This window comes from Bradyrhizobium nanningense, assembly GCF_004114535.1.
Taxonomy (GTDB): Bacteria; Pseudomonadota; Alphaproteobacteria; order Rhizobiales; family Xanthobacteraceae; genus Bradyrhizobium; species Bradyrhizobium nanningense.
In genome coordinates this window covers 67171-86433 of record NZ_LBJC01000077.1, presented here as the reverse complement: position 1 = coordinate 86433, position 19263 = coordinate 67171, and the positions used below count along the sequence as shown (strand labels likewise).

General features: G+C 61.0%; 12 protein-coding genes and 1 pseudogene. 8 read left to right on the top strand and 5 right to left on the bottom strand.

The window, feature by feature from the left end; genetic code table 11:
- The first annotated feature begins 5 nt into the window (after window positions 1–5).
- Window positions 6–572: an invasion associated locus B family protein gene (locus XH84_RS34810; RefSeq protein WP_164935835.1), complete on the top strand. Its 567-nt coding sequence runs from the start codon at window positions 6–8 to the stop codon at window positions 570–572.
- 151 nt (window positions 573–723) lie between these two features.
- Here XH84_RS34810 and XH84_RS34805 read toward each other — a convergent pair whose 3' ends face one another.
- Window positions 724–3012: an arylsulfatase gene (locus XH84_RS34805; protein ID WP_128916222.1), complete on the bottom strand. Its 2289-nt coding sequence runs from the start codon at window positions 3010–3012 to the stop codon at window positions 724–726.
- Window positions 3013–3133: 121 nt separating this feature from the next.
- On the opposite strand from XH84_RS34805, the gene XH84_RS34800 reads away from it, so the two are divergent.
- Complete coding sequence (locus XH84_RS34800) at window positions 3134–3802, top strand: TetR/AcrR family transcriptional regulator (RefSeq protein WP_128916221.1); 669 nt, start codon at window positions 3134–3136, stop codon at window positions 3800–3802.
- 371 nt (window positions 3803–4173) lie between these two features.
- Here the strand turns inward: XH84_RS34800 and XH84_RS34795 are convergent, their stop codons facing one another.
- Window positions 4174–4536, bottom strand: a complete 363-nt coding sequence (locus XH84_RS34795; protein WP_164935834.1) for a DUF1428 domain-containing protein — start codon at window positions 4534–4536, stop codon at window positions 4174–4176.
- A gap of 299 nt (window positions 4537–4835) precedes the next feature.
- Here XH84_RS34795 and XH84_RS34790 point away from each other — a divergent pair, with 299 nt between their 5' ends.
- The 6 genes from XH84_RS34790 (at window position 4836) to XH84_RS40460 (ending at window position 15575) form a co-directional block, all read left to right on the top strand.
- On the top strand, window positions 4836–6647 hold the full coding sequence (locus tag XH84_RS34790; RefSeq protein ID WP_128916219.1) for a DUF6538 domain-containing protein: 1812 nt from the start codon (window positions 4836–4838) through the stop codon (window positions 6645–6647).
- A gap of 2294 nt (window positions 6648–8941) precedes the next feature.
- Window positions 8942–9832, top strand: a complete 891-nt coding sequence (locus tag XH84_RS34775; RefSeq protein WP_245471977.1) for an HlyD family secretion protein — start codon at window positions 8942–8944, stop codon at window positions 9830–9832.
- Entirely contained in the window at window positions 9829–12564 is a 2736-nt protein-coding gene (rbbA, locus tag XH84_RS34770; protein ID WP_128916217.1) for a ribosome-associated ATPase/putative transporter RbbA, read from the top strand. Before XH84_RS34775 ends, rbbA begins: the two co-directional genes overlap by 4 nt.
- 3 nt (window positions 12565–12567) lie before the next feature.
- The gene (locus XH84_RS34765; protein ID WP_128916216.1) at window positions 12568–13755 is read left to right on the top strand and encodes an ABC transporter permease; all 1188 of its coding nucleotides are present in this window, start codon (window positions 12568–12570) and stop codon (window positions 13753–13755) included.
- A gap of 57 nt (window positions 13756–13812) precedes the next feature.
- A complete protein-coding gene (gene ppk2, locus XH84_RS34760; RefSeq protein ID WP_128916215.1) occupies window positions 13813–14649 on the top strand; it encodes a polyphosphate kinase 2 in 837 nt (278 codons plus the stop codon).
- 575 nt (window positions 14650–15224) lie between these two features.
- On the top strand, window positions 15225–15575 hold the full coding sequence (locus tag XH84_RS40460; protein WP_208757132.1) for a hypothetical protein: 351 nt from the start codon (window positions 15225–15227) through the stop codon (window positions 15573–15575).
- A 44-nt stretch (window positions 15576–15619) separates the two neighbouring features.
- Here the strand turns inward: XH84_RS40460 and XH84_RS34750 are convergent, their stop codons facing one another.
- From XH84_RS34750 to XH84_RS42040, 3 genes and pseudogenes are all read right to left on the bottom strand, one after another.
- The gene (locus XH84_RS34750; protein WP_245471976.1) at window positions 15620–16246 is read right to left on the bottom strand and encodes a PAS domain-containing protein; all 627 of its coding nucleotides are present in this window, start codon (window positions 16244–16246) and stop codon (window positions 15620–15622) included.
- A gap of 429 nt (window positions 16247–16675) precedes the next feature.
- Complete coding sequence (locus XH84_RS40230) at window positions 16676–16831, bottom strand: hypothetical protein (RefSeq protein ID WP_164935833.1); 156 nt, start codon at window positions 16829–16831, stop codon at window positions 16676–16678.
- Window positions 16832–17965: 1134 nt separating this feature from the next.
- Window positions 17966–19214: pseudogene (locus tag XH84_RS42040) on the bottom strand (family 4 glycosyl hydrolase).
- Between the last annotated feature and the right edge of the window lie 49 nt (window positions 19215–19263).

The window sequence follows — 19263 nt, the reverse complement described above, 5'->3', positions numbered from 1 at the left end:
TCGCCATGCTCATGCAATCCAGACTTGTCGCACTCGCCGCTGCCGTGCTGTTGCCCTTGGGCGCTGTGTATGCCCAGCAGGGCGCGAAGAAGAACGCAGCGCCTGCTCCTGCCGCGCAGCCCTCGCCTGCGCCGACGCAGCCGCAGGCCGACGGAACTCCCGGGCAGCCCGGCTGGATCGTCCGCTGCACCAGCGCCAGCCGCGATGCACCGCTCGAATGCGCGATGGAGCAGAACGCGGTGCTGACCAAGACCGGCCAGACCGTCGTCCTGATCAACCTCCGCATCGCGCCCGATACCCGCACGCCGATCGCGCTCTTGCAATTGCCGCTCGGCCTCAACCTTCCCGTCGGCGCCAAGCTCCAGGTCGACGAAGGCAAGACGTTCGACCTGCAGATCCAGACCTGCGAGAGCCGCGGCTGCTACGCCTCGACCCCGGTCGCGGCGGACCTGCTCGCCGCTTTGCGGTCGGGCAAGCAATTGAAGGTCTCCTTCCAGAACATGGCCAAGGAGACGATCGCGATCCCGATGCCGCTGGGCGATTTCGCGGCAGCCTACGACAAGATCAAATAAGGCCTGCTCCCGTTCCCCGCTGGGGTGCACGCCTCTTCATCCCGTCATTGCGAGCGTAGCGAAACAATCCAGCAATCTTTCCGCAGAGGCAGTCTGGATTGCTTCGCTACGCTCGCAATGACGGCGCGGCTGCAACGACACCCCTTCCCTCTCACTGCCGCGCCATCTGCGCGTTGCCGACGGCTTCGCCGTCGAGCTTCTGGTCGTCATGCATGGCGACCGTGACGCGCAGCAGCCGCCCCTGGTACTCGAACGGCGCCTCGTAATGTGAGACGGGGCTGCCGCGGTCGCGGCCGATGTCGAGCCCGGACCACGAGATCAGCGTGTGAAATCCGAGCTGGGTCTTCAGCGAACCCGCCGGCTCACCGTCGATCAGGAGGGTGTATTCGCTGACGCCGGTGCGCGCGCCCTTGGCCGGCGGCTCCTTGCGCACGAGACGTTCGACGTGCACGCCGAGCCGCCGCGCGCCCGACGGCACCTTGCGGTCGGAGCGCACGATCTGGTGGCTGCCGCCGATGTTGAGATCGTGCACGAGATGGCCGTCCTTGACATAGAGGCTGTAGCCCGATGTCGCATCGCCGTGCGAGATCAGCACGCCGTCTGCGCCCTGCTCGTCGATCTCGACATACGCCTCAACCGTGTAGCTGCGGCTGCGCACGTCAGGCGCGACGTCGGTCGGGACGTGTCCCATGCCGGCGTGGAAGACGAAACGGTGGCGCGCACCGTGGAAGCGCGCGGCATTCTGCGCGAAGCGCGGCCCGAAACGGTCGTCGAGCGGCAGCACGTTGTGCTTCTCGGCCTCTTCCCACCACATCGCGATCATCCGGCCGAGGCGCTCCGGCTCGGTTGCCGCAAGGTCGTTGGTCTCGGAGAAATCCGCGTCCAGGTGAAACAGTTCCCATTTGTCGTTCTCGAACGGCGTGCCCGACGGATGAAAGGCGACCGCCTTCCAGCCCGCCTGCCAGAGACCGCGATGGCCGAACATCTCGAAATATTGCGGCGAGCTTCTTGACGGCGCGGACGCATCGATGATCGACCGCGCAAAGCTCTCGCCTTCGAGCGGCATTTGCGGGCAGCCCCCAATCGTGTTGGGAGGCTCGATGCCGATCAGCTCGAGCAGCGTCGGCGTGAGATCGCAGGCATGCACGAACTGGTGCCGGAGCTCGCCTTTGGCCGCGATCCGCTGCGGCCAGTTGATGACAAAGGGATCGCGGATGCCGCCGCCATGGGTGTTCTGCTTGTAACGCCGCAGCGGCGTGTTGGACGCCATCGCCCAACCATGCGGAAAATTGCTGTGGGTGTCGGGCCCGCCGATGTCGTCGATGCGGGCGAGCTTTTCGGCGATCGGCTCCGGTTTGAAATTGAACGGCCCCATCGCGTTGACGAAACCAAGCGGCCCACCCTCCTGGCTCGCGCCATTGTCGGACATCACGATGATCACAGTGTTGTCGCGGATGCCCGCGGTCTCCAGGAAGGCGACGAGACGCGCAAGATGGCGGTCGGAATGATCGAGCATGCCGGCGAAGGCCGCCTGCAGGCGCGTGAAGACGCGGCGTTCGTCGGCCGAATGCTCCTCCCAGGCCTTCACCCCATCGTTGCGCACGGGCATCCGCGTATTCTCGGGCACCAGGCCCATCGCTTTCTGACGCGCGAGACGCTGCTCCCGCTCGACGTCCCAGCCGTGGGCGAAGGCGGCGTCATAGTTTCTGATGATGTCGGCCGGCGCCTGGTGCGGCGCGTGGCAGGCCCCCAGCGCGACCCAGGTCAGCCAGGGAATTTCAGGACGATCGGCGAGATGATCGCCGATGAAGCGGATCGACTGGTCGATCAGGTCCTCGGTCAGATGATAGCCGTCGGCATAGGTGCCCGGCGGGTCGATATGCCTGTTGTCGGAGACGAGTTCCGGCGCGTACTGATCGGTCTCGGCGTCGAGGAAGCCGTAGAAGCGATCGAAGCCGCGCCCGAGCGGCCAGCCGTCGAACGGACCGGTGGCGCCGCTCTCGGTCAGCGGCGTGACGTGCCATTTGCCGACCATGTAGTTGCGATAGCCGTGCACGCGCAGCATCTCGGCCAGCGTGCCCGCCTCACGCGCGATCTTGCCGCGATAGCCGGGATAGCCGGAATCGAAATTGGCCAGGCACCCGACCCCGACCGAATGATGGTTGCGCCCGGTGAGCAGCGCGGCGCGCGTCGTCGAGCACATCGCCGTGGTGTGGAAACCGCTGTAGCGCAGGCCCTCTGCGGCCAGCCCGTCGATGGTCGGCGTCCTGATCGCCGAACCATAGCAGCCGAAATCGGAGAAGCCGACGTCGTCGAACAGCACGACAAGGATGTTCGGCGCGCCCGCGGGCGGCCGTGGCGGATCCGGCCACCAGGGCATCGATTCCGCAACTGTCTTGCCGACGCTGCCGCGGAACGGCGTGCCGCTGCCTGAACTCATCTGATCCTCCCTGCTGGACCCGGTGTTCGTTGTCTTGGTTCGTTGTCTTGGCGCCCGCGGTTGACCCGCGGCCCGCGACGCCCTAGATTATAATCCGAATTATGATTATTATTTTTGGTGGATGCAAGCACGGATGCGCCTACGGTCCGAACAGCCGGAACTTCGCGATTTCGACCTGCCGGGCGTCGCCCCTTCGCGGCAGAAGCGGAGCCGGGAAACGACGCTGGCGCTGCTGCGCGCCGGCGCCGCGATGCTGAGGACGCGCAGCCTTGCGGAGCTCTCGATCGAGGCGCTCTGCGCCGAAGTCGGAGCCACCGTCGGCGCCTTCTACAGCCGCTTCGAGAGCAAGGAGACCTATTTCAACGCCTTGATGGCGCTGGCCGCGCGTGATGGCGAGCAGCGGCTAAACGAGATCAGGCGACCGTCACCGGATGTAGGCCTCGACCAGCTCTGCCACACCATCGTCAGCGGCATCATCGCGTGGATTCGCAAGCACGAGGGCGTGTTGCGCGCCGCCCTTCAGCACGACGACACCCGTCCCGACAAATGGACGCCGTTCAAGGCCCTCGCTCGCGCCACCACCGAGCGCGCCACCCCGCTCCTGCTGCCAGCCATGGGCAAAGGCCGCAAGGCGGCAAAGACCCGCGCCATCGCCTTCGGCTTCCAGATCGTGCTGGGCACGCTGGTGAACGCGATCCTCAACGATCCCGGACCGCTGTCGCTCTCGTCGAAAGAGATGGAGACGCGACTCGCCGGTTGCCTGGCGCTGCTGCTGCAGGCCGAGCTATGACAGACCTTCCTCGCGCAAGATCTGTTTCGCCTCCTCGTCACCAAGCGCCGTCGCCTTCGTAGCCAGCAGATCGCGCGGTCAGTGTCTTTCGGCGCACCATTGAGACCTTCAAGACATGACGATCATCTCTCGAATGGCCGCCAGATGGCCGGCCTCCGCAACACGCTCTTTCAGGTCCAAGGCTCTGAAGTAGCGCTCGCCTCACGCGAACCGATCAGCCGACACCGAGATAGCCTTGATGTCGGACGTGGATCTGCGCGACTGCATGAGCTTGCAGCGCGCGCCTGGAGTACAGCGCGATGGTGCGGCACCCGGATTTCGCTTGCGCTCATCCGGGCTACGCGCCGCACCGTTGCTGTCGGCAGTCTCAGTTAGTTCGCGACGTCGCTCGCCCGCAGCAGCGTCGTGAAGCCGCCATAGATCATGCGTTTGCCGTCGAACGGCATGCCCTCCATCTTCAGCCGCGGGTCCGCCATCACCTTCTTGTTGACGGCATCGCGGGTCTCCCGGTCGCGGTACACGATCCAGGAGAACACCACGACCTCGTCCTCTCCAGCCATCACGGCGCGCGGAAACGAGGTCAGCTCGCCATAGGGAACGTCGTCGCCGATGCATTCGACATAATCGAGTGCGCCGTGCTGCATCCAGAGCGCGCAGGCGGTCGTCGCCAGCGTCTTGTAGGCCTCGAGCTTGTCCTTCGGCACGGCCAGAACGAAACCATCGACATAGGGCATCACGGATCTCCTTGGGTCGGATGGCCCAAGGACGTTGGAGCGCGCCGCGTTCCGACCGGGACTTGCGATTTCAGATGAGACAAACCGTCGCGATCGGCGATGCGGTCAATGAACCGAACGTCGCTACCTGGCGGCATACAAAGGAGCTGGAGCTGAAAAGGGCCTGAAGCTGGCTGGGGAACCTGGAGTCCCAGCCAGACTCGGAAATAGATGAACCTAATCAATAGCTTGGCTCTGGCGCCTTTGGCGCCGGCAGACGGTGGTCCACCACTATGGTCCATTCCGAGTCCGAGCTTCCCATGCCGACATACCTCCGACGCCGCGGTCACACCTGGTTTTTTCGGTGGAAATTTCCGCGTTCGCTTGCCCATATTGGCTTCTCGGGCGAGCTTATCCGCAGCCTTAAGACAACCGACTTTCGGGTCGCTCGTCGTCGGGCTCTCAACCTAGTTCTGCGTCTTGAGGCCATGACGACTTTCGAAAAATTACCGAGCCGGGCCGAGTTGGAGGGCCTAGTTCGCGGCTGGATCGATGACTGCATCTGGCGCCACGAGGTCCGGCTGGCAACGACCGGTATCGAATATTTAGATCGTCCCGAAATCGAGCGGATGGGGGAAGAAGACGCACGCGAACTGGACGGGCTGTTCCGGCGCTTGGCGGACCGGTTTGCCGATCGCGAGAAGGCTGCAATTGGCCGATCGCTAGCGGGCGATGCACCGATGGACCGGTATCGTCCCATCGTCGAAAGCGCGGCAAGCGAGATTGGCGTGTCCGTGGATCCCCGCACCGTCGCGGGACGCTTGTACGAGCGCGGCATCCTACGGGGCTACGCCACCCTGTGCGACGAGCTGCGCGAAACGGTGGTTCCGATTCCGCGCGAGCCAGCGCCGCCGGCCAACAAAAAGCCAGCGGAAGGTGTCTCTTTTGACTTCTCATCTTTTTGGGACGACTTTGAGAAACACAAATTGGCCCTCCAGGAATGGAAGCCGGATACGGCGGCCAACGCCCGCGGCAGCATCAATCTCTTCAACAAAATCAACCCCGGCGCGACAGTCTCGCGCCTGCTGAGCGAGCCCATCGCCACGAATTTTAAGACGGCGATGATGCAGCTGCCCCGGCACTACGCGCGAGGGAAGCACGCATCCAAGCCGATCGATCAATTGATTGCCATCGGCGAAAAGCTGCGGCCGGCGGACCGCATGCAAAAGGGCACCGTCAACAAGCACGTGGCCAACTTGAAGGAATATTGGGACTATCTCGTCAGCCAAAAGAAGGTGCCGGCGGATTTACAGAATCCATTTGGCGGGCTTCATATCCCGAAGGCCAAGGGTAAGCGCGCGAGGGACGAGCGCTATAACTGGCCGAAATCATTGGAGCGCCAGCTCTTTGAATCTCCGCTCTACACGGGGTGCGCCTCGATTCATCGGCGAGCTAAGAAGGGCGAGGAAATTCACCGCGATGCTCTATTTTGGATGCCTCTTTTGGCCCGCACGATGGGCACTCGTGAAAGCGAGATCTGCGATGCGTTTGTCGGCAGCGTGAAAACTGAAAATGCCGAAGAAGGGGCGATCCACTACCTTGAAATCGTGGACGGTAAAGACAGCGGTTCAACACGTGATGTGCCCTTTGCGGATATTGTCCTAAACATGGGATTTATGGAGCAGAGGGTGATCGGCCGTGATCCGGATGAGCCGCTGTTTCCAGAGTTGATACCGCAAGGCCCTGGCCTTCGGCGCTCAGCCGCATTCTCGGATCGCTTTGCCTATTATAGACGCGCGATAAAAGTCTATCGCCCGCGGATAGACTATCATTCGTTCCGAGGCAACGTGGAAACCGATCTGAAAAATGCTGGCAGCGCGTTCTCGACGGCCTGGATCGACGAGCTGATTGGCCATGAGTCAAAATTTCGAAGGTCGGAGGGCGAGCGCTATACCAAGGCAATCCTGCTACCCATCCTGCGCAGGCTGGTGAATTCGATTTCGATTTCTGTTGACCTTAGCCATCTCCGATACTCTGGAAGGCGCGGCGTGCCGGCCTCCGATCGTGACCGCGCGCTTGGACGCTTTAAGGCTCTTGCGGAGCGCGAGATGGACAAGAAGCGTTCCCAATGATGGGTGGAGCGGTTTGAGTACTGATAAAATTTTGAGAGAAAACTTATCAGCAGCGACGGCGGCGTTGATGCTCAATCTTAGCGCTCGCCATTGGTTACGAGCGAAATGAATCGCAAGGCGTTGGCGGGGGCGCTGCTGCAGAAGAGGGGTACGCACTCCTGCTCGCAGTTCGACGGTCCACCCCAATCAGATCGCATTGTGGAAGCGCAGCTTTATGGAGGTGCCACTGATGTATTTGGCCACGGGGCGGCTCGGCAAAGCCGCTGCCCGCCATCGATGTGAAGTCACTCCACGCCAAAATCGGGGAGCTGACGCTGGAGAACGATTTAGAAGGAGCGCTCACCAAGGCGGGGTCGCTGAGCGCTAAGCGAGGATCGAACGCGACCGAGGTGCAGTTGCACGAGTAATTCTACCGAACACGTGACTTTTAATCACGGGGTCCTGGGTTCGAGCCCCAGCGCGCTCACCAAAAAAATAAACAAAATCAAGATATTTGCGGCAACTTAGCCGAGCAGCATCAAGCACCGCCCGATAGCGAGTACCTCCCGAGTATCTCCCGAAATTGATCTAGGCGCTCGACGCCAGTCAGCGCCGCCTGTTGTCCACACCCACGATGGGCAGCAGCTCGCGCCCTGCCCCGCCTACAACGGATCGATAATTTGCCAGCCGGCCCAGACGCCGCTTTGATGGCGGCATGTGCATTCAGAACATTCGCCTGATCAAGCACGAAGCCGTGCTCGACTGCGGCAGCTTCGAGGTGCGCTTTGCCGATGGCAAGCCCAGCCGATACTTTTATTGGGACGACCTACCGAGCCGACGCCTGCGGCCAGAGCTGCTGACGCGCGAGACCGCGCTCGACGTGGCTCGGGAGGTCGCACGGGCTGCTCGGGACGAAATGTACGCGGCTAGGCCACTGGCCAGGTCTCAACGATCGGATTGGCGCAGACCGCCTGAGCGGCAACCATTCCCTTCGCTCTTCTCTTCACGCCAAAATGAGGAACAGCGCGGCAGCATTGGAGCCGACCAAGAGAACCGTGCCTGCGATCGTGAGCGCGAGAAACGTGTCACTTGGAAGGGGAACATTCATCGCGCTCCTCCCATGAGGGATGCCTGTGCTTTTCATATCCGGAGAGGTGCGCTTTCGAAATTCGAGACGGTTGCTTAAGGGCCTCTACGGAATCGCAGGATTTGGCGGCGCCCGCCCTCGCTGGGCCTCGCATCAAAGATAGCCCAATCTGTTCAAAATCGGGACCGCCTTGTCTCGGCTTGCTCGGCGAGCCTACCCAATCGACTGCGAGACGCAGCCATGCCTCCTTGTCGGCCTCGTTGGTAGCGGCGGCCGCGTGCTCGCGGCATTCCTCGCCCTCGTTCCGAAATTTTTCTGCGTCTGTCGCCTGCATCGGTGCCGATAACGCACAAAGAAGATTTCGGTCCGGCGCCCCCCAGCGTTTGCTGTAGCGCAAAGAACGCGACCGCACGGGTGAGAGGCTTCTCGCTTCCCATCCAACCTTGGTGCCACAATGAGCGAGTTCGACGCACAGACGCAGTTGAATATGGATATAGTGTTGGAAGAAATCTGCCGTGAACTCCCTCACGGGGGTGACCACGAGACACGCAGACATGTCGCCAAACGTCTGGTCGAGGCGGCGCGATCCGGCAGAACAACACTCGATAACTTGTACATGGTCGCAAGACGGGCGCTCTGGGAAATGCGCTGATCCGACGGCGGGAAGCAACCTGCTGTTCCGACTCGTAAAGCCGACCGCGGTCCCTATCTCCGGCCGTGCGCGGCAGTCCCCGCACCAGAAGCGTCCTTTCGTCGCTCATTCTCACGACCTCTGCGGTCCGCTCCCTACAGCTCCACACCTGCCCCGGCTACGATCTCTCCGCTGGTTGTAGTCTGCGGCTGTATCGCACAAAAAGGTCAAACAGCGCATCCTCGGCTGCCATCGATGCCCGATCCGCTCCCAACGTCCACTGTGCACCGGTAGCGACCTCATCATGAAGCCGGCCGTGTCGAAGGCCAAACGAGCTGTGTTTGATCCAGCGCAAGACGCCGGACGCAACAACTTCGATAATTGCAAATATTTCGCTTTCCGGCGCGCTGGCATTTTGAGGGGCCCGCAATGTGTTCTCGACTGTACAGTACGGTGGTCCTGGCCGCTCTCTTGAGTGCCACCATCCCTGGATTTGGCCAATCCGGGAGCTGGCGTTCGGGTGCAAGTTGGTTTGCGTCTGGCGCCGCGCACGCCCAGCCCGTGCGCAACATGATCGCAAAGCTACGAGCCAAGAAGATGCCCGCCAGCATCGTCAAGACCAACGGCCGTATCGAGGCGACCCAGGTCGACATTTCGGCCAAATATGCCGGGCGGCTGGCCGATGTTTCCGTGGAGGAAGGCTCCACCGTAAAGGTGGGGCAGGTCGTCGGGCGCGTCAGCTCGCCGGAATATGAAGCCGAGCTGAAGGCGGCACAATCCGACGTGGATCGGACAAAGCAGACATTGACCCAGGCCGAAGCAGAAATCGCCTCGCGCCAGAGTACCCTCGAATTTGCCAAGTCCGAGTTCGAGCGCGGTTCGGAGTTGATCAAGACCGGCGCCATCACTCAGAAGGATCAGGATCAGCGCCGCCGCAACTATGAATCCTCGGACGCGGCGGTGAAGGCGATGAGCGCTCAGCGTGACCAGGCCCTGTCTGCCATCAGCAAGGCGCAGGCCGAGGTCGAGCGCATCCAATCGATCCTACAGGAGCTGGTGCTCGTCTCGCCCCGGACCGGACGGGTGCAGTACCTGCTGTTGCACAGCGGCGAGATGGTCGCGGCCGGAGCGCCGGTTCTGACCGTCCTCGATCTGACGGATGTCTATATGACGATCTTCCTACCGGCCGCAGACGTGGCCAAACTGGGCGTTGGCAGCGAAGCCCGCATCGTCCTGGACGCTGCTCCACAATATGTCATCCCCGCGACAGTAAGCTTCGTTGCGGCCGACGCGCAGTTCACGCCCAAGACCGTCGAGACCAAGGACGAGCGGGAAAAACTGATGTTCCGCGTCAAGCTGAAGATCGATCAGAAGTTGTTGCTGGAGCATTTCAGCAAGGTCAAGACGGGCGTGCGCGGCGTGGGGATCGTGCGCACCAACAGCCAAACGCCCTGGCCGGAAGACCTTCAGGTCATGCTGCCCAAATGACGGAGGCGATCGCCAAGCTCAGCAACGTATCGCACCGGTACGGTGCCGCGGTCGCCGTCAACGACATCACTGTCAAGATCCCGAAACAAACAATGGTCGGATTGATCGGTCCCGACGGCGTCGGCAAGTCGACCCTGCTCGCACTCATCGCAGGCGTGCGCAGGATCCAAGCTGGAAGCGTGTCGGTATTCGACGGCGACATGGCCGATCAGCGGCATCTCAAGGGCGTGCGGCAGCGTATCGCCTACATGCCGCAGGGGCTCGGCCGCAACTTGTATCCCACCCTCAGCGTGTTCGAGAACATCGACTTCTTCGCGCGCCTCTTTGGACAACAGACGTCAGAGCGCCGGGCGCGCATCACCGAGCTGCTCGGCGCCACGGGCATGAGCCCGTTCGAGGACCGCCCTGCCGGCAAGCTGTCCGGCGGGATGAAGCAGAAGCTCAGCCTCTGCTGCGCTCTCGTCAACGATCCGGACCTCCTGATCCTCGACGAGCCGACCACCGGCGTCGATCCGCTGTCGCGCGGACAGTTCTGGGATCTCATCAATGCCATTCGCGGGCGCCGGCCGCAGATGAGCGTCATCGTCGCGACCGCCTACATGGACGAGGCCCAGGGCTTCGACTGGCTAATCGCGATGGACGACGGTCGGATCATCGCGGAGGGCACACCTGAGCAGATGCTCGCCAAAACCGGCGAGACCAACCTTGACGATGCTTTCATCCGCTTGCTGCCGGACGCCAAGCGCGCCGGTCACCAGAAGGTCGTCGTACGTCCGCGCGTTGCGCCGCAGGACGAGACGCCGGCGATCGAGGCCGAAGGACTGACGCGGCGGTTTGGCAACTTCGTCGCAGTCGATCACGTCGACTTCCGCATTGGACGTGGCGAAATCTTCGGCTTTTTGGGCTCGAACGGATGCGGCAAGTCAACCACGATGAAGATGCTGACCGGCCTCTTGCCCGCTTCGGAAGGCAGCGCCACCTTGTTCGGCAGCCCGATGAGTGCCGGCGACGTGGAAATGCGGCGCAACGTCGGCTACATGTCGCAAGCGTTCTCGCTCTACGGCGAACTCACAGTACGCCAGAATCTCGAACTGCACGCGCAGCTTTATCATTTGCCGCCGGAGAAGGGAGCAGCGCGGATCGACCAGTTGCTGGATCGCTACGATCTTCGCGACGTTGCCAACAATCGGCCCGACAGTCTGCCGCTCGGCATCAAACAGCGGCTGCAGCTCGCGGTCGCCGTGCTGCACGAGCCGCCCCTCCTCATTCTCGACGAACCCACCTCGGGGGTCGATCCCATCGCGCGCGACGCCTTCTGGCGGACGCTCATCGACCTGTCACGCGACGAGGGCGTGACCATTTTCCTGTCAACACATTTCGCGAACGAAGCGGAACGCTGCGATCGTATCTCGCTGATGCATGCGGGAAAGGTGTTGGCCGTCGGCACGCCAAAGGAGCTAGTCGCAGCCCGGGGGAGCAGCTCGATCGAGGACGCATTCGTCGGCTACCTGGCCGACGCTGCGGGTATCGATCGCTCCAACAAGCGGGCAACCCAGGCGCAGGCCGCGACAGTCGCCGAAGTCAATCCGGCCGCATCAACACACGCCTTCAATCTCGGTCGGCTCTGGGCCTACGCCCGGCGCGAGACACTCGAACTGCTGCGGGATCCGATCCGCCTCGCGTTCGCCGTGCTGGGACCCATCCTTCTGATGCTGGCATTCGGCTACGGCATCTCCTTCGACATCGAAAACCTGCAGATGGCTGCGTTCGATCAGGACGACACGACGCAGAGCCGTCAGCTCCTCGACGGATTCAACGGCTCGCGTTACTTCTCGGTTCAACCGCCGATCAAGTCCGCCCAGGAAGCCGACCAGAGGCTGCGCAGCGGCAACACCCAGATCGTGATCGAGGTGCCCGCAGGCTTCGGGCGAGACCTGCTGGCCGGCCGCCAGCCGGAGGTCGACGCTCGCATCGACGGTGCAATGACGTTTCGCGGCCAAACGGCCATCAACTACGTCAACGGCGTCATCCGAAAGGAAGGTGACGAGCTCACGTCCAGGCGCGCCGCCACGAGCATGGCCTGGAGCGACGACAACATCGAGTTGCGCTTCCGCTACAACCAGGCCTTCCTCAGCGTCAATGCCATGGTGCCGGGTGTCCTGATGCTGTTGCTCTGTCTGATCCCCGCCATCATGTCGGCGATCGCCGTGGTGCGCGAGAAGGAGACCGGGTCGATCGCGAACTTCCGCTCGACACCCATCACCAGGCTCGAGTTCCTGCTGGGCAAGCAGCTTCCCTATGTCGCGATTTCACTGGTGAGCTTCACGACGCTGATGCTGCTCGCGGTGTTCGTCTTCCGGGTGCCGCCCAAGGGACCGCTTCTCCTCCTGCTGCTCAGCACCGTCATCTATGTGATCGCGACCACCGGGTTCGGGCAACTGGTGTCCTCGTTCACGCAGACCCAGGTCGCAGCGGTCTTCGCGACGGCGATTCTGTCGATGGTGCCGGCCATCAACCTTTCCGGCCTTCTCGCGCCAGTGTCGTCGCTGTCGGGAGGGGCGAAGGTGATGGGCCTGACATTCCCGTCCGCATGGTACCAGCCGGTCGCAGTCGGCATCTTCGCCAAGGACCTCGGGATAGCGGCTCTGTGGCCCAACATCGCCGCGGTTGCCGCGATTGCGGCCGCGTTCCTGCTGCTGTCGCTGGTGTTCCTTCGCAAGCAGGAGGCGTGAGACATGGCCTCGGATGCCCGCAAGATTACATCGCCCCTCGTCAAGTCCAAACCACTCACGTTCCTGGATCACGTCGTCAACACGATAAAACTCGTCGTCAAGGAGCTAAGGAGCATTCGCGCCGATCCGACCATGCTCGTGCTTGTGATCTATGCGTTCAGCATTTCCGTGAACACGGTCGCGACCGGCGCCGTGACGGATGCCACGAACCTGTCCGTCGGGATCGTCGACGAGGACGGCTCCTCGCTGTCGCGCCAGATCGCAGAGGCGCTGCTGCCCCCGACATTCCAGCCCGCGGTCCAGATTCGCGCTGGCGAAATCGACGCAAAGATGGACAGTGGAGCGCTGCTGTTCGTCGTGGAAATTCCGCCGAACTTCGAGTCTGACCTCCGCGCGCAACGCAAGACATCGCTGCAGATCAACGTCGACGCAACGATCGTGGCGCAAGCCGGCAACGGCGCCAACTACCTGAAAACGGCGATCAGCAACGAGATCCAGAGCTTTCTCGGCAGTACGAGCAGGACCAAGGCGGCACCGATCAATCTGGTCGTGCGGTCCGAATTCAATCCAAATCTCGTCACTGCATGGTTCTCGGCCATGACCCAAGTGATCAACCAGATCACGCTGCTCACGGTCATACTCACCGGAGCCGCGCTCATACGCGAACGTGAACAAGGTACAGTTGAACATCTCCTCGTCATGCCGGTGCAGCCGGCCGAAATCATGCTCGCCAAGATGTTCGCCAACGGCCTCATCATCCTGATCGCGGCGATGCTGTCATTGCAGTTCGTGGTCCACTTGTGGATCGGCTCGCCGATCGCGGGATCGCGTCTGTTGTTCCTGCTCGGCGCGGCGGAGTACGCTCTGGTCGTCGCCGCGCTCGGCATTCTGCTGGGTACGCTCGCGACCACCATGGGACAGTTCGGTCTGCTCGCGATGCCGGTTCTGATGATGACGCAACTCCTGTCCGGCAGCAGCACGCCGATGGAGAGCATGCCGATCTGGTTGCAATACGTTATCGAAACCGTCAGCCCGACACCCCACTTTGTCTCCTTCGCGCAGGCAGTCCTGTTTCGCGGTGCCGATCTCTCGCTGGTCTGGCAGCCGATTCTAGCGATGTTCGTGATCGGAAGCGTCTACTTCGTCTTCGCCTTGAACCGCTTCCGGCGGGTCATCTTCGAAGCTGAATGAGCGTCGAGGAGCGTCGGTTGACAGGCATCGACCAGACATTTGCGCGAGGAGGCCGTGATGGCGAAGAAACCGACCGGGATCGAAGAATCGGGCAAGATGAAGCGGAAGACCTATGAGAAAGAGCTCCGCAAACTTCAGGTCGAGCTCTGTCACCTGCAGGACTGGGTCAAGCTCAAGGGGCTGCGCGTCATTCTCGTATTCGAGGGGCGCGATGCTGCCGGCAAGGGCGGTGTCATCAAGGCGATTACGGAGCGCGTCAGCCCACGAGTGTTTCGCATCGTGGCTTTGCCCGCGCCGTCGGACCGGGAAAAGACCCAGCTGTATATGCAGCGTTACATAGAACACTTTCCTGCGGCCGGCGAGATCGTGATCTTCGACCGCAGTTGGTACAATCGCGCCGGCGTGGAATACGTCATGGGCTTCTGCACGCCAGCGCAGCACGAGCGATTTCTGGCGCTCTGCCCGACATCGGAGAAGTACATGGTGGACGGCGGCATCATCCTGATCAAGCTATGGCTCGAAGTCGGAATGGAGGAGCAGCACCGTCGCTTTCTGGCCCGCATCGACGATCCCTTGCGGCAGTGGAAACTGAGCCCGATGGATGTCGAGTCTTTCCGCCGCTGGTACGACTATTCCCGGGCGCGGGACATGATGCTCAAGGCCACGCATTCGAAGCACGCGCCCTGGTGCGTGGTTCGATCGGACGACAAGAAGCACGCCCGCCTCGATTGCATTTCGCACATTTTGAAATCGATTCCGTTCAAACGGTTGAGACCCAAAAAGGTGAAGCTGCCGAAGCGCACGGAGCAGGGCCGTTATGACGATCAATCCTCTCTGCGCAAACTGGGGTTTGCTTCCGCGCAGGATGTGTCAAACGCAGGGAACCTTGGGTAGTCGGAGCTCTGCAAGCACCGCATAAGATTCGCAGCAGAAACGGCCCGACCGAAGCCCGATGAAGCCGATCGAACTCCAACGAATACGCAAGACAATCAACGATATCGCGTCTGCCCAGCCGCTCATAATGGTCTGGTTGCAGTTCGAGGACAGGTCCAGCGAGAGAGAAGTGGCATGACCGTACCCAGTTTTCGCCCCAGTGCGGCGTCTGGGAACAAGTAAAACTGCTGCAAGGCCGTCAACTCGCAGCAAAGGCCCTTCAATTTTGGCAACTAAGTCACACTCTAAGATAACTGCGGAAGAGTTCGCCAGGCGCGTGGCGCAAATGCCGCGGCTGGACGCCGTCAAGGACGGGCCAGAGACATGGTCGTGGTTCTTAGTGGATGAGCCCCTCGCCGGCATCCCCTGCCGCCACCCGCCGACTGTGCCGCGTTCTGAGCGGCCGTCGAGAGGTCGGCCGCAAGCTCCTAGCGGATGACCGCAAGACCTTCTCTACACCCATCACCTAATTCTAGGAGCATAAGGCCTGCACCGAGGACATCAGCGAGGCGATGCGCCAGCAGTACGGTCGCTATATGACCATCATCTATGAAGCATGGGGTAATGCCCCTGTAGAGAGCCTTGAGGCGACGACGATTCAGCGTGTGCTTGACACCGGCTTCAAGGGGACGCCAGCGGCGGGTCGCGTGTTTCACTCCAAGCTGGGCCGTGTGATTACCTGGGCAAGGGAGTTTGATCAAACGCCATGGTCAGCAAATGATGCCGAAAGGCACACGCACAAGGCGACAACGTGGGAATTGAAGGAGCTTTGGGCAAAGATCGCCAACGATTGCCTGGAGCGAACCGGAGACGAAGGCCGCGCTATCCGAGAAGCGAACGCTGTAATCGCGCGGCAGGTGAAAGACGGTGGCTACCGGCCGGAGTGACTTTCAGATCAAGCTGGCCGGTCCCGCCGCAAGTGCAAAAGAGCCTAGGCAAACTGCCGAGGCCGGCGGGCAAATTGCGCTGTTACGTCGATCACCTGGTGAAGGATGAAAGCGAGATCGCCAACTTCGTTCAGGACTGGCCTATTGAGCGGCTGCCAGTATCGCTCGACGAATTTCCCAGTTGGGTCTCTCACATCATATCGTTGAATGGCCATCCCGTGCGGCTGACGGGTCTCGGCAACAATGCGAAGGGAATCGTATAGGTTTGCGACACCATCGGCAAAAGGATCGCCCGGATTATCGAGGAAGACGTCAAACATCCTTTCGCCGGCCACTCTGCCGGGCTCGATCATCGTCGCCGCTGCATAAGTCTGATTGGCGTCTACGATGTGCAAGCCCCCGCCGGGGTCGATCAGCAACTGCGGCGTCGTTGCCATCTCGAACTCATGCCGGAACTTGCTCATGAGCTTCGTCTCGGGGTGCGGGAATGTCCGCTCCCGGATGATCTGGGGCTTCGTCTTCAGTCCTGTCGCAACCGCCATGAGGGTCGCGAGTCTTCGCCTCGAGGCCAACAACTGCTCTTGAATGAAACGTCGGGACCCTTGATCGGTCTCCTCCAAGAGGAGCCGCTGGAAGTGAGCGATGTTCTGTTCTTCGATGTAGCGCTGCATGCCCCCCCACTCGCGGGCGCTTCTAGTTCTCCGGGCATTCCACCAATCAGGGCACTCCATAATTACGGGATCAGAGACGCGGTACAGATGCAAGTCCGATCTACTTGCTCCGTCTCGACGGTGAGATGGTCTGCAATATTCGACGCCGTAAATCTACGGGCCCTGTTGAGCGCCGCCCGCAGCTGGTCGGCTGGTTTCGACCAGCGTATCGAACCGCACGATGAAGTACGCCGCTGCCCGCCCCCTCGCCGATCCTGCCACCGCCGCCCGCAAGCTCTGTTCGAGGTCGCCAATAGCATCGAGCTTGTGCGGGACGGCCGCATCTTCATCGAGTTGGGTCCACGGCCGCTGATGCGGCAGAATCATCGGCTGGGCTAACGACTACGTCGCAAGTTCAAAGTGATCGCAGCAGGCGGCGGTTCTCCCGTATCAAAACAGCGCGCCGCGCGTGTCGAGACCACCGGTCATCAGAGCCAGCAGCGAGACGAGCAAGCCGAGGCCGGAGAAGATGCAGATGGTCTTGAGTTCTTCGCTATCGAACTCAACTGCGGAAAGGCTCGGAATGACTCTGGCCAGTACTCTCATCGGTTAAACCCCAAAAAGGATTAAGTATCGCGGAGAGCCTACCAGAATCGGGGAATGCGACTATGAAATATATCTCACATCCCGAGCCTTAAACGTCTTTGCGTATAGTGCTGATGCACATCAGCGCAACCTGCAGCGCCGGGTTGCGCCCCGTTCCGAAGAGCAACGAGCCGCCAACCCCAATGTAAGTTGACGGCTCTTGGGGAGCTTGCGTTGTCCCTATCAACCTCGCGGCAGCGGCCTGCACGCGGCACTCCTCAGCCTCTTCCCGGAATTTTTGCGCGTCAGTCTGATGCATGAAACTGTAATGCAGATCCTAGTTCGGAAGCACCGCCCTTGACGTTCAAGCCTATGAGGCCTCGCTTTGAGATTGCTTTGTCCTGCCCATATTGGTGGGACCGCCGGGGCTTGGAGAAGTATTGCCCGCGGCTCCGTGCCGGCCACTTCCAATTGCCCTGTCTCACAGAAGCAATGGCCGACCAATCTGGCCCGAACACTATCCATTGGCTATCGAAATTGAGATGGATCAATCGACATGCGGCCATGCCCTCATCATGTCATCCACGAAAGATCTATGAGCCTTCTTCGTGCCAGGGGACTCTGATCCCCTGGGCACACTTGAAAATTTAGAAAGTCCAGCCGGACATACGTTGACCTGGCGCAACATCAAACGGGCACTCAAGGTCACAGTATTATGCGTCAAGATTTCAGATGAGGTGCGAGATGAGATGCGTTGTTACCTTGAGGAATAGCGATGCGATGGAGCGAGCCGCTCAGGCTCTGGCAAAATATCGGTATACTGCGGGTGGCGAACCGGTCGTGCCAGAGGGACATCCAAAAGAGTGGCGGCGGTGGCTCCTCGAGATCAACTCAACAGAGTTCCCAGCAGTTCGGGATCATGTCAACGACGGCGACATTGTCGATGTCCGACCTGCCAGCGAACCTCCGAGCTCCGAGGTTCACTAGCCGTTGGGCGCAGAGCGTCTTGTCTGATCTATCAAGCGGTGGCACATTACCCTCAGCAAGGAGTGCTCGGCACTCAGTGCCGAGTTCCAGTCGGCTTGAAGTCAATTCGCCTTACCGTCCAAGCCCGCTCAACTGAGCCCTCCTTCGGACACATCGGCGAATGTAGGGTCAATTGATCTGCCAAAGCTCCTCGAGCAGTCCTCGCGCGGCATCTTCAGAACCTATTACAGGATCGATCAGCAGCGTTTGCAGCGCGAGTTCCTTTGAGCCCTGCATGGCTGCCTCAACCGCGAGCTGTTGAACACCGACCTGAATTGCCATCAGCTTACTGACCGCGTCTGGAAGCGGTCCTAGGAAAACAGGGTGAATGCCTGCGGCATCTGCTACAACGGGCATCTCGACCGCAGCATTGGCCGGCAGATTCGGAATAATTCCGCGGTTATGGACAACGGCCGACTCGATCGACTGCTTGCGGTCATGAAGAATGGACGAAATGATCGTTGCCGCCCGCTCGCCCGAAGGCTGCAGCCACCACGATGGGATCATGGTCCGACTAGCAAGGACATCATCAATTAGCCGCACCAGCTTGGCGCGTTCGCCCTCATCCCAGTCGAAATTATAGTCACCCTCTCCCGCCTCCCACCCGAAGGACAGATACTCGCCGACATGAGCATCGCCGCAGCCAAGCCAATAGCCAAAGGCGCGCAACAGCTTTCGTGTCAGCGGAGCAATGGACGCATCAAAGCTCATTTCCCCTCTTTAAGAAGCGGATAGAGATCGGCGCCAATCTCGCGATCGCAGATCTGCATGAGGCACTGGAAGTGATTCAGACCGGCACCCCAGACATCGATCCGTTCCTCAGGCAGGTCCAGTATCGAGGTCACCTGCCCGCGCGCCAAAAAGATGCCATGGCACAGGCCCACGCTCCGAATCGTACTGTGCAGACCGAGGGCGAGAATGATCCGACTCTCCGGATTGGAGAAGTTGATGAACAGTGCTCGTGGGCAGCGCTGTTCCATCTCACGCACGAAGTCGAAGACAACCGGCAATGTCCTCAACGTAAAGAATAGCCCGCCCGCCATTTTCGCCAAGAGTATGCCGAATCCCGTATTTCCGCGGCTTCGAAATCGAAGCGCCACAGTCGATTGCGGTCGACCGCCGTCGAATGAACAACGAAGTCGGCGCCATCCAGCGCTGCGCGCCAATCAGTCGTAGATTCGATTTTCAACCCCGCCCCAGTCTTCTCGTTGAGCACTTGTGCGAGGCATAGCGAACGACCGAGCCGTTCGGCGTTCCTACCGACCAGGATCAACTCGCTACCTGCAAGCTCGGAGTTAGAGAACAAATCCTGGAACATGCTCATACCGAACGCCGCACTGCTGGCGCCCAGAAAGACAATCCTGCTTATGGCGGGCATGTTTGTGGTCCGATACTAACGGCTTGGGCGAAAGACATCTTGCGGAGTG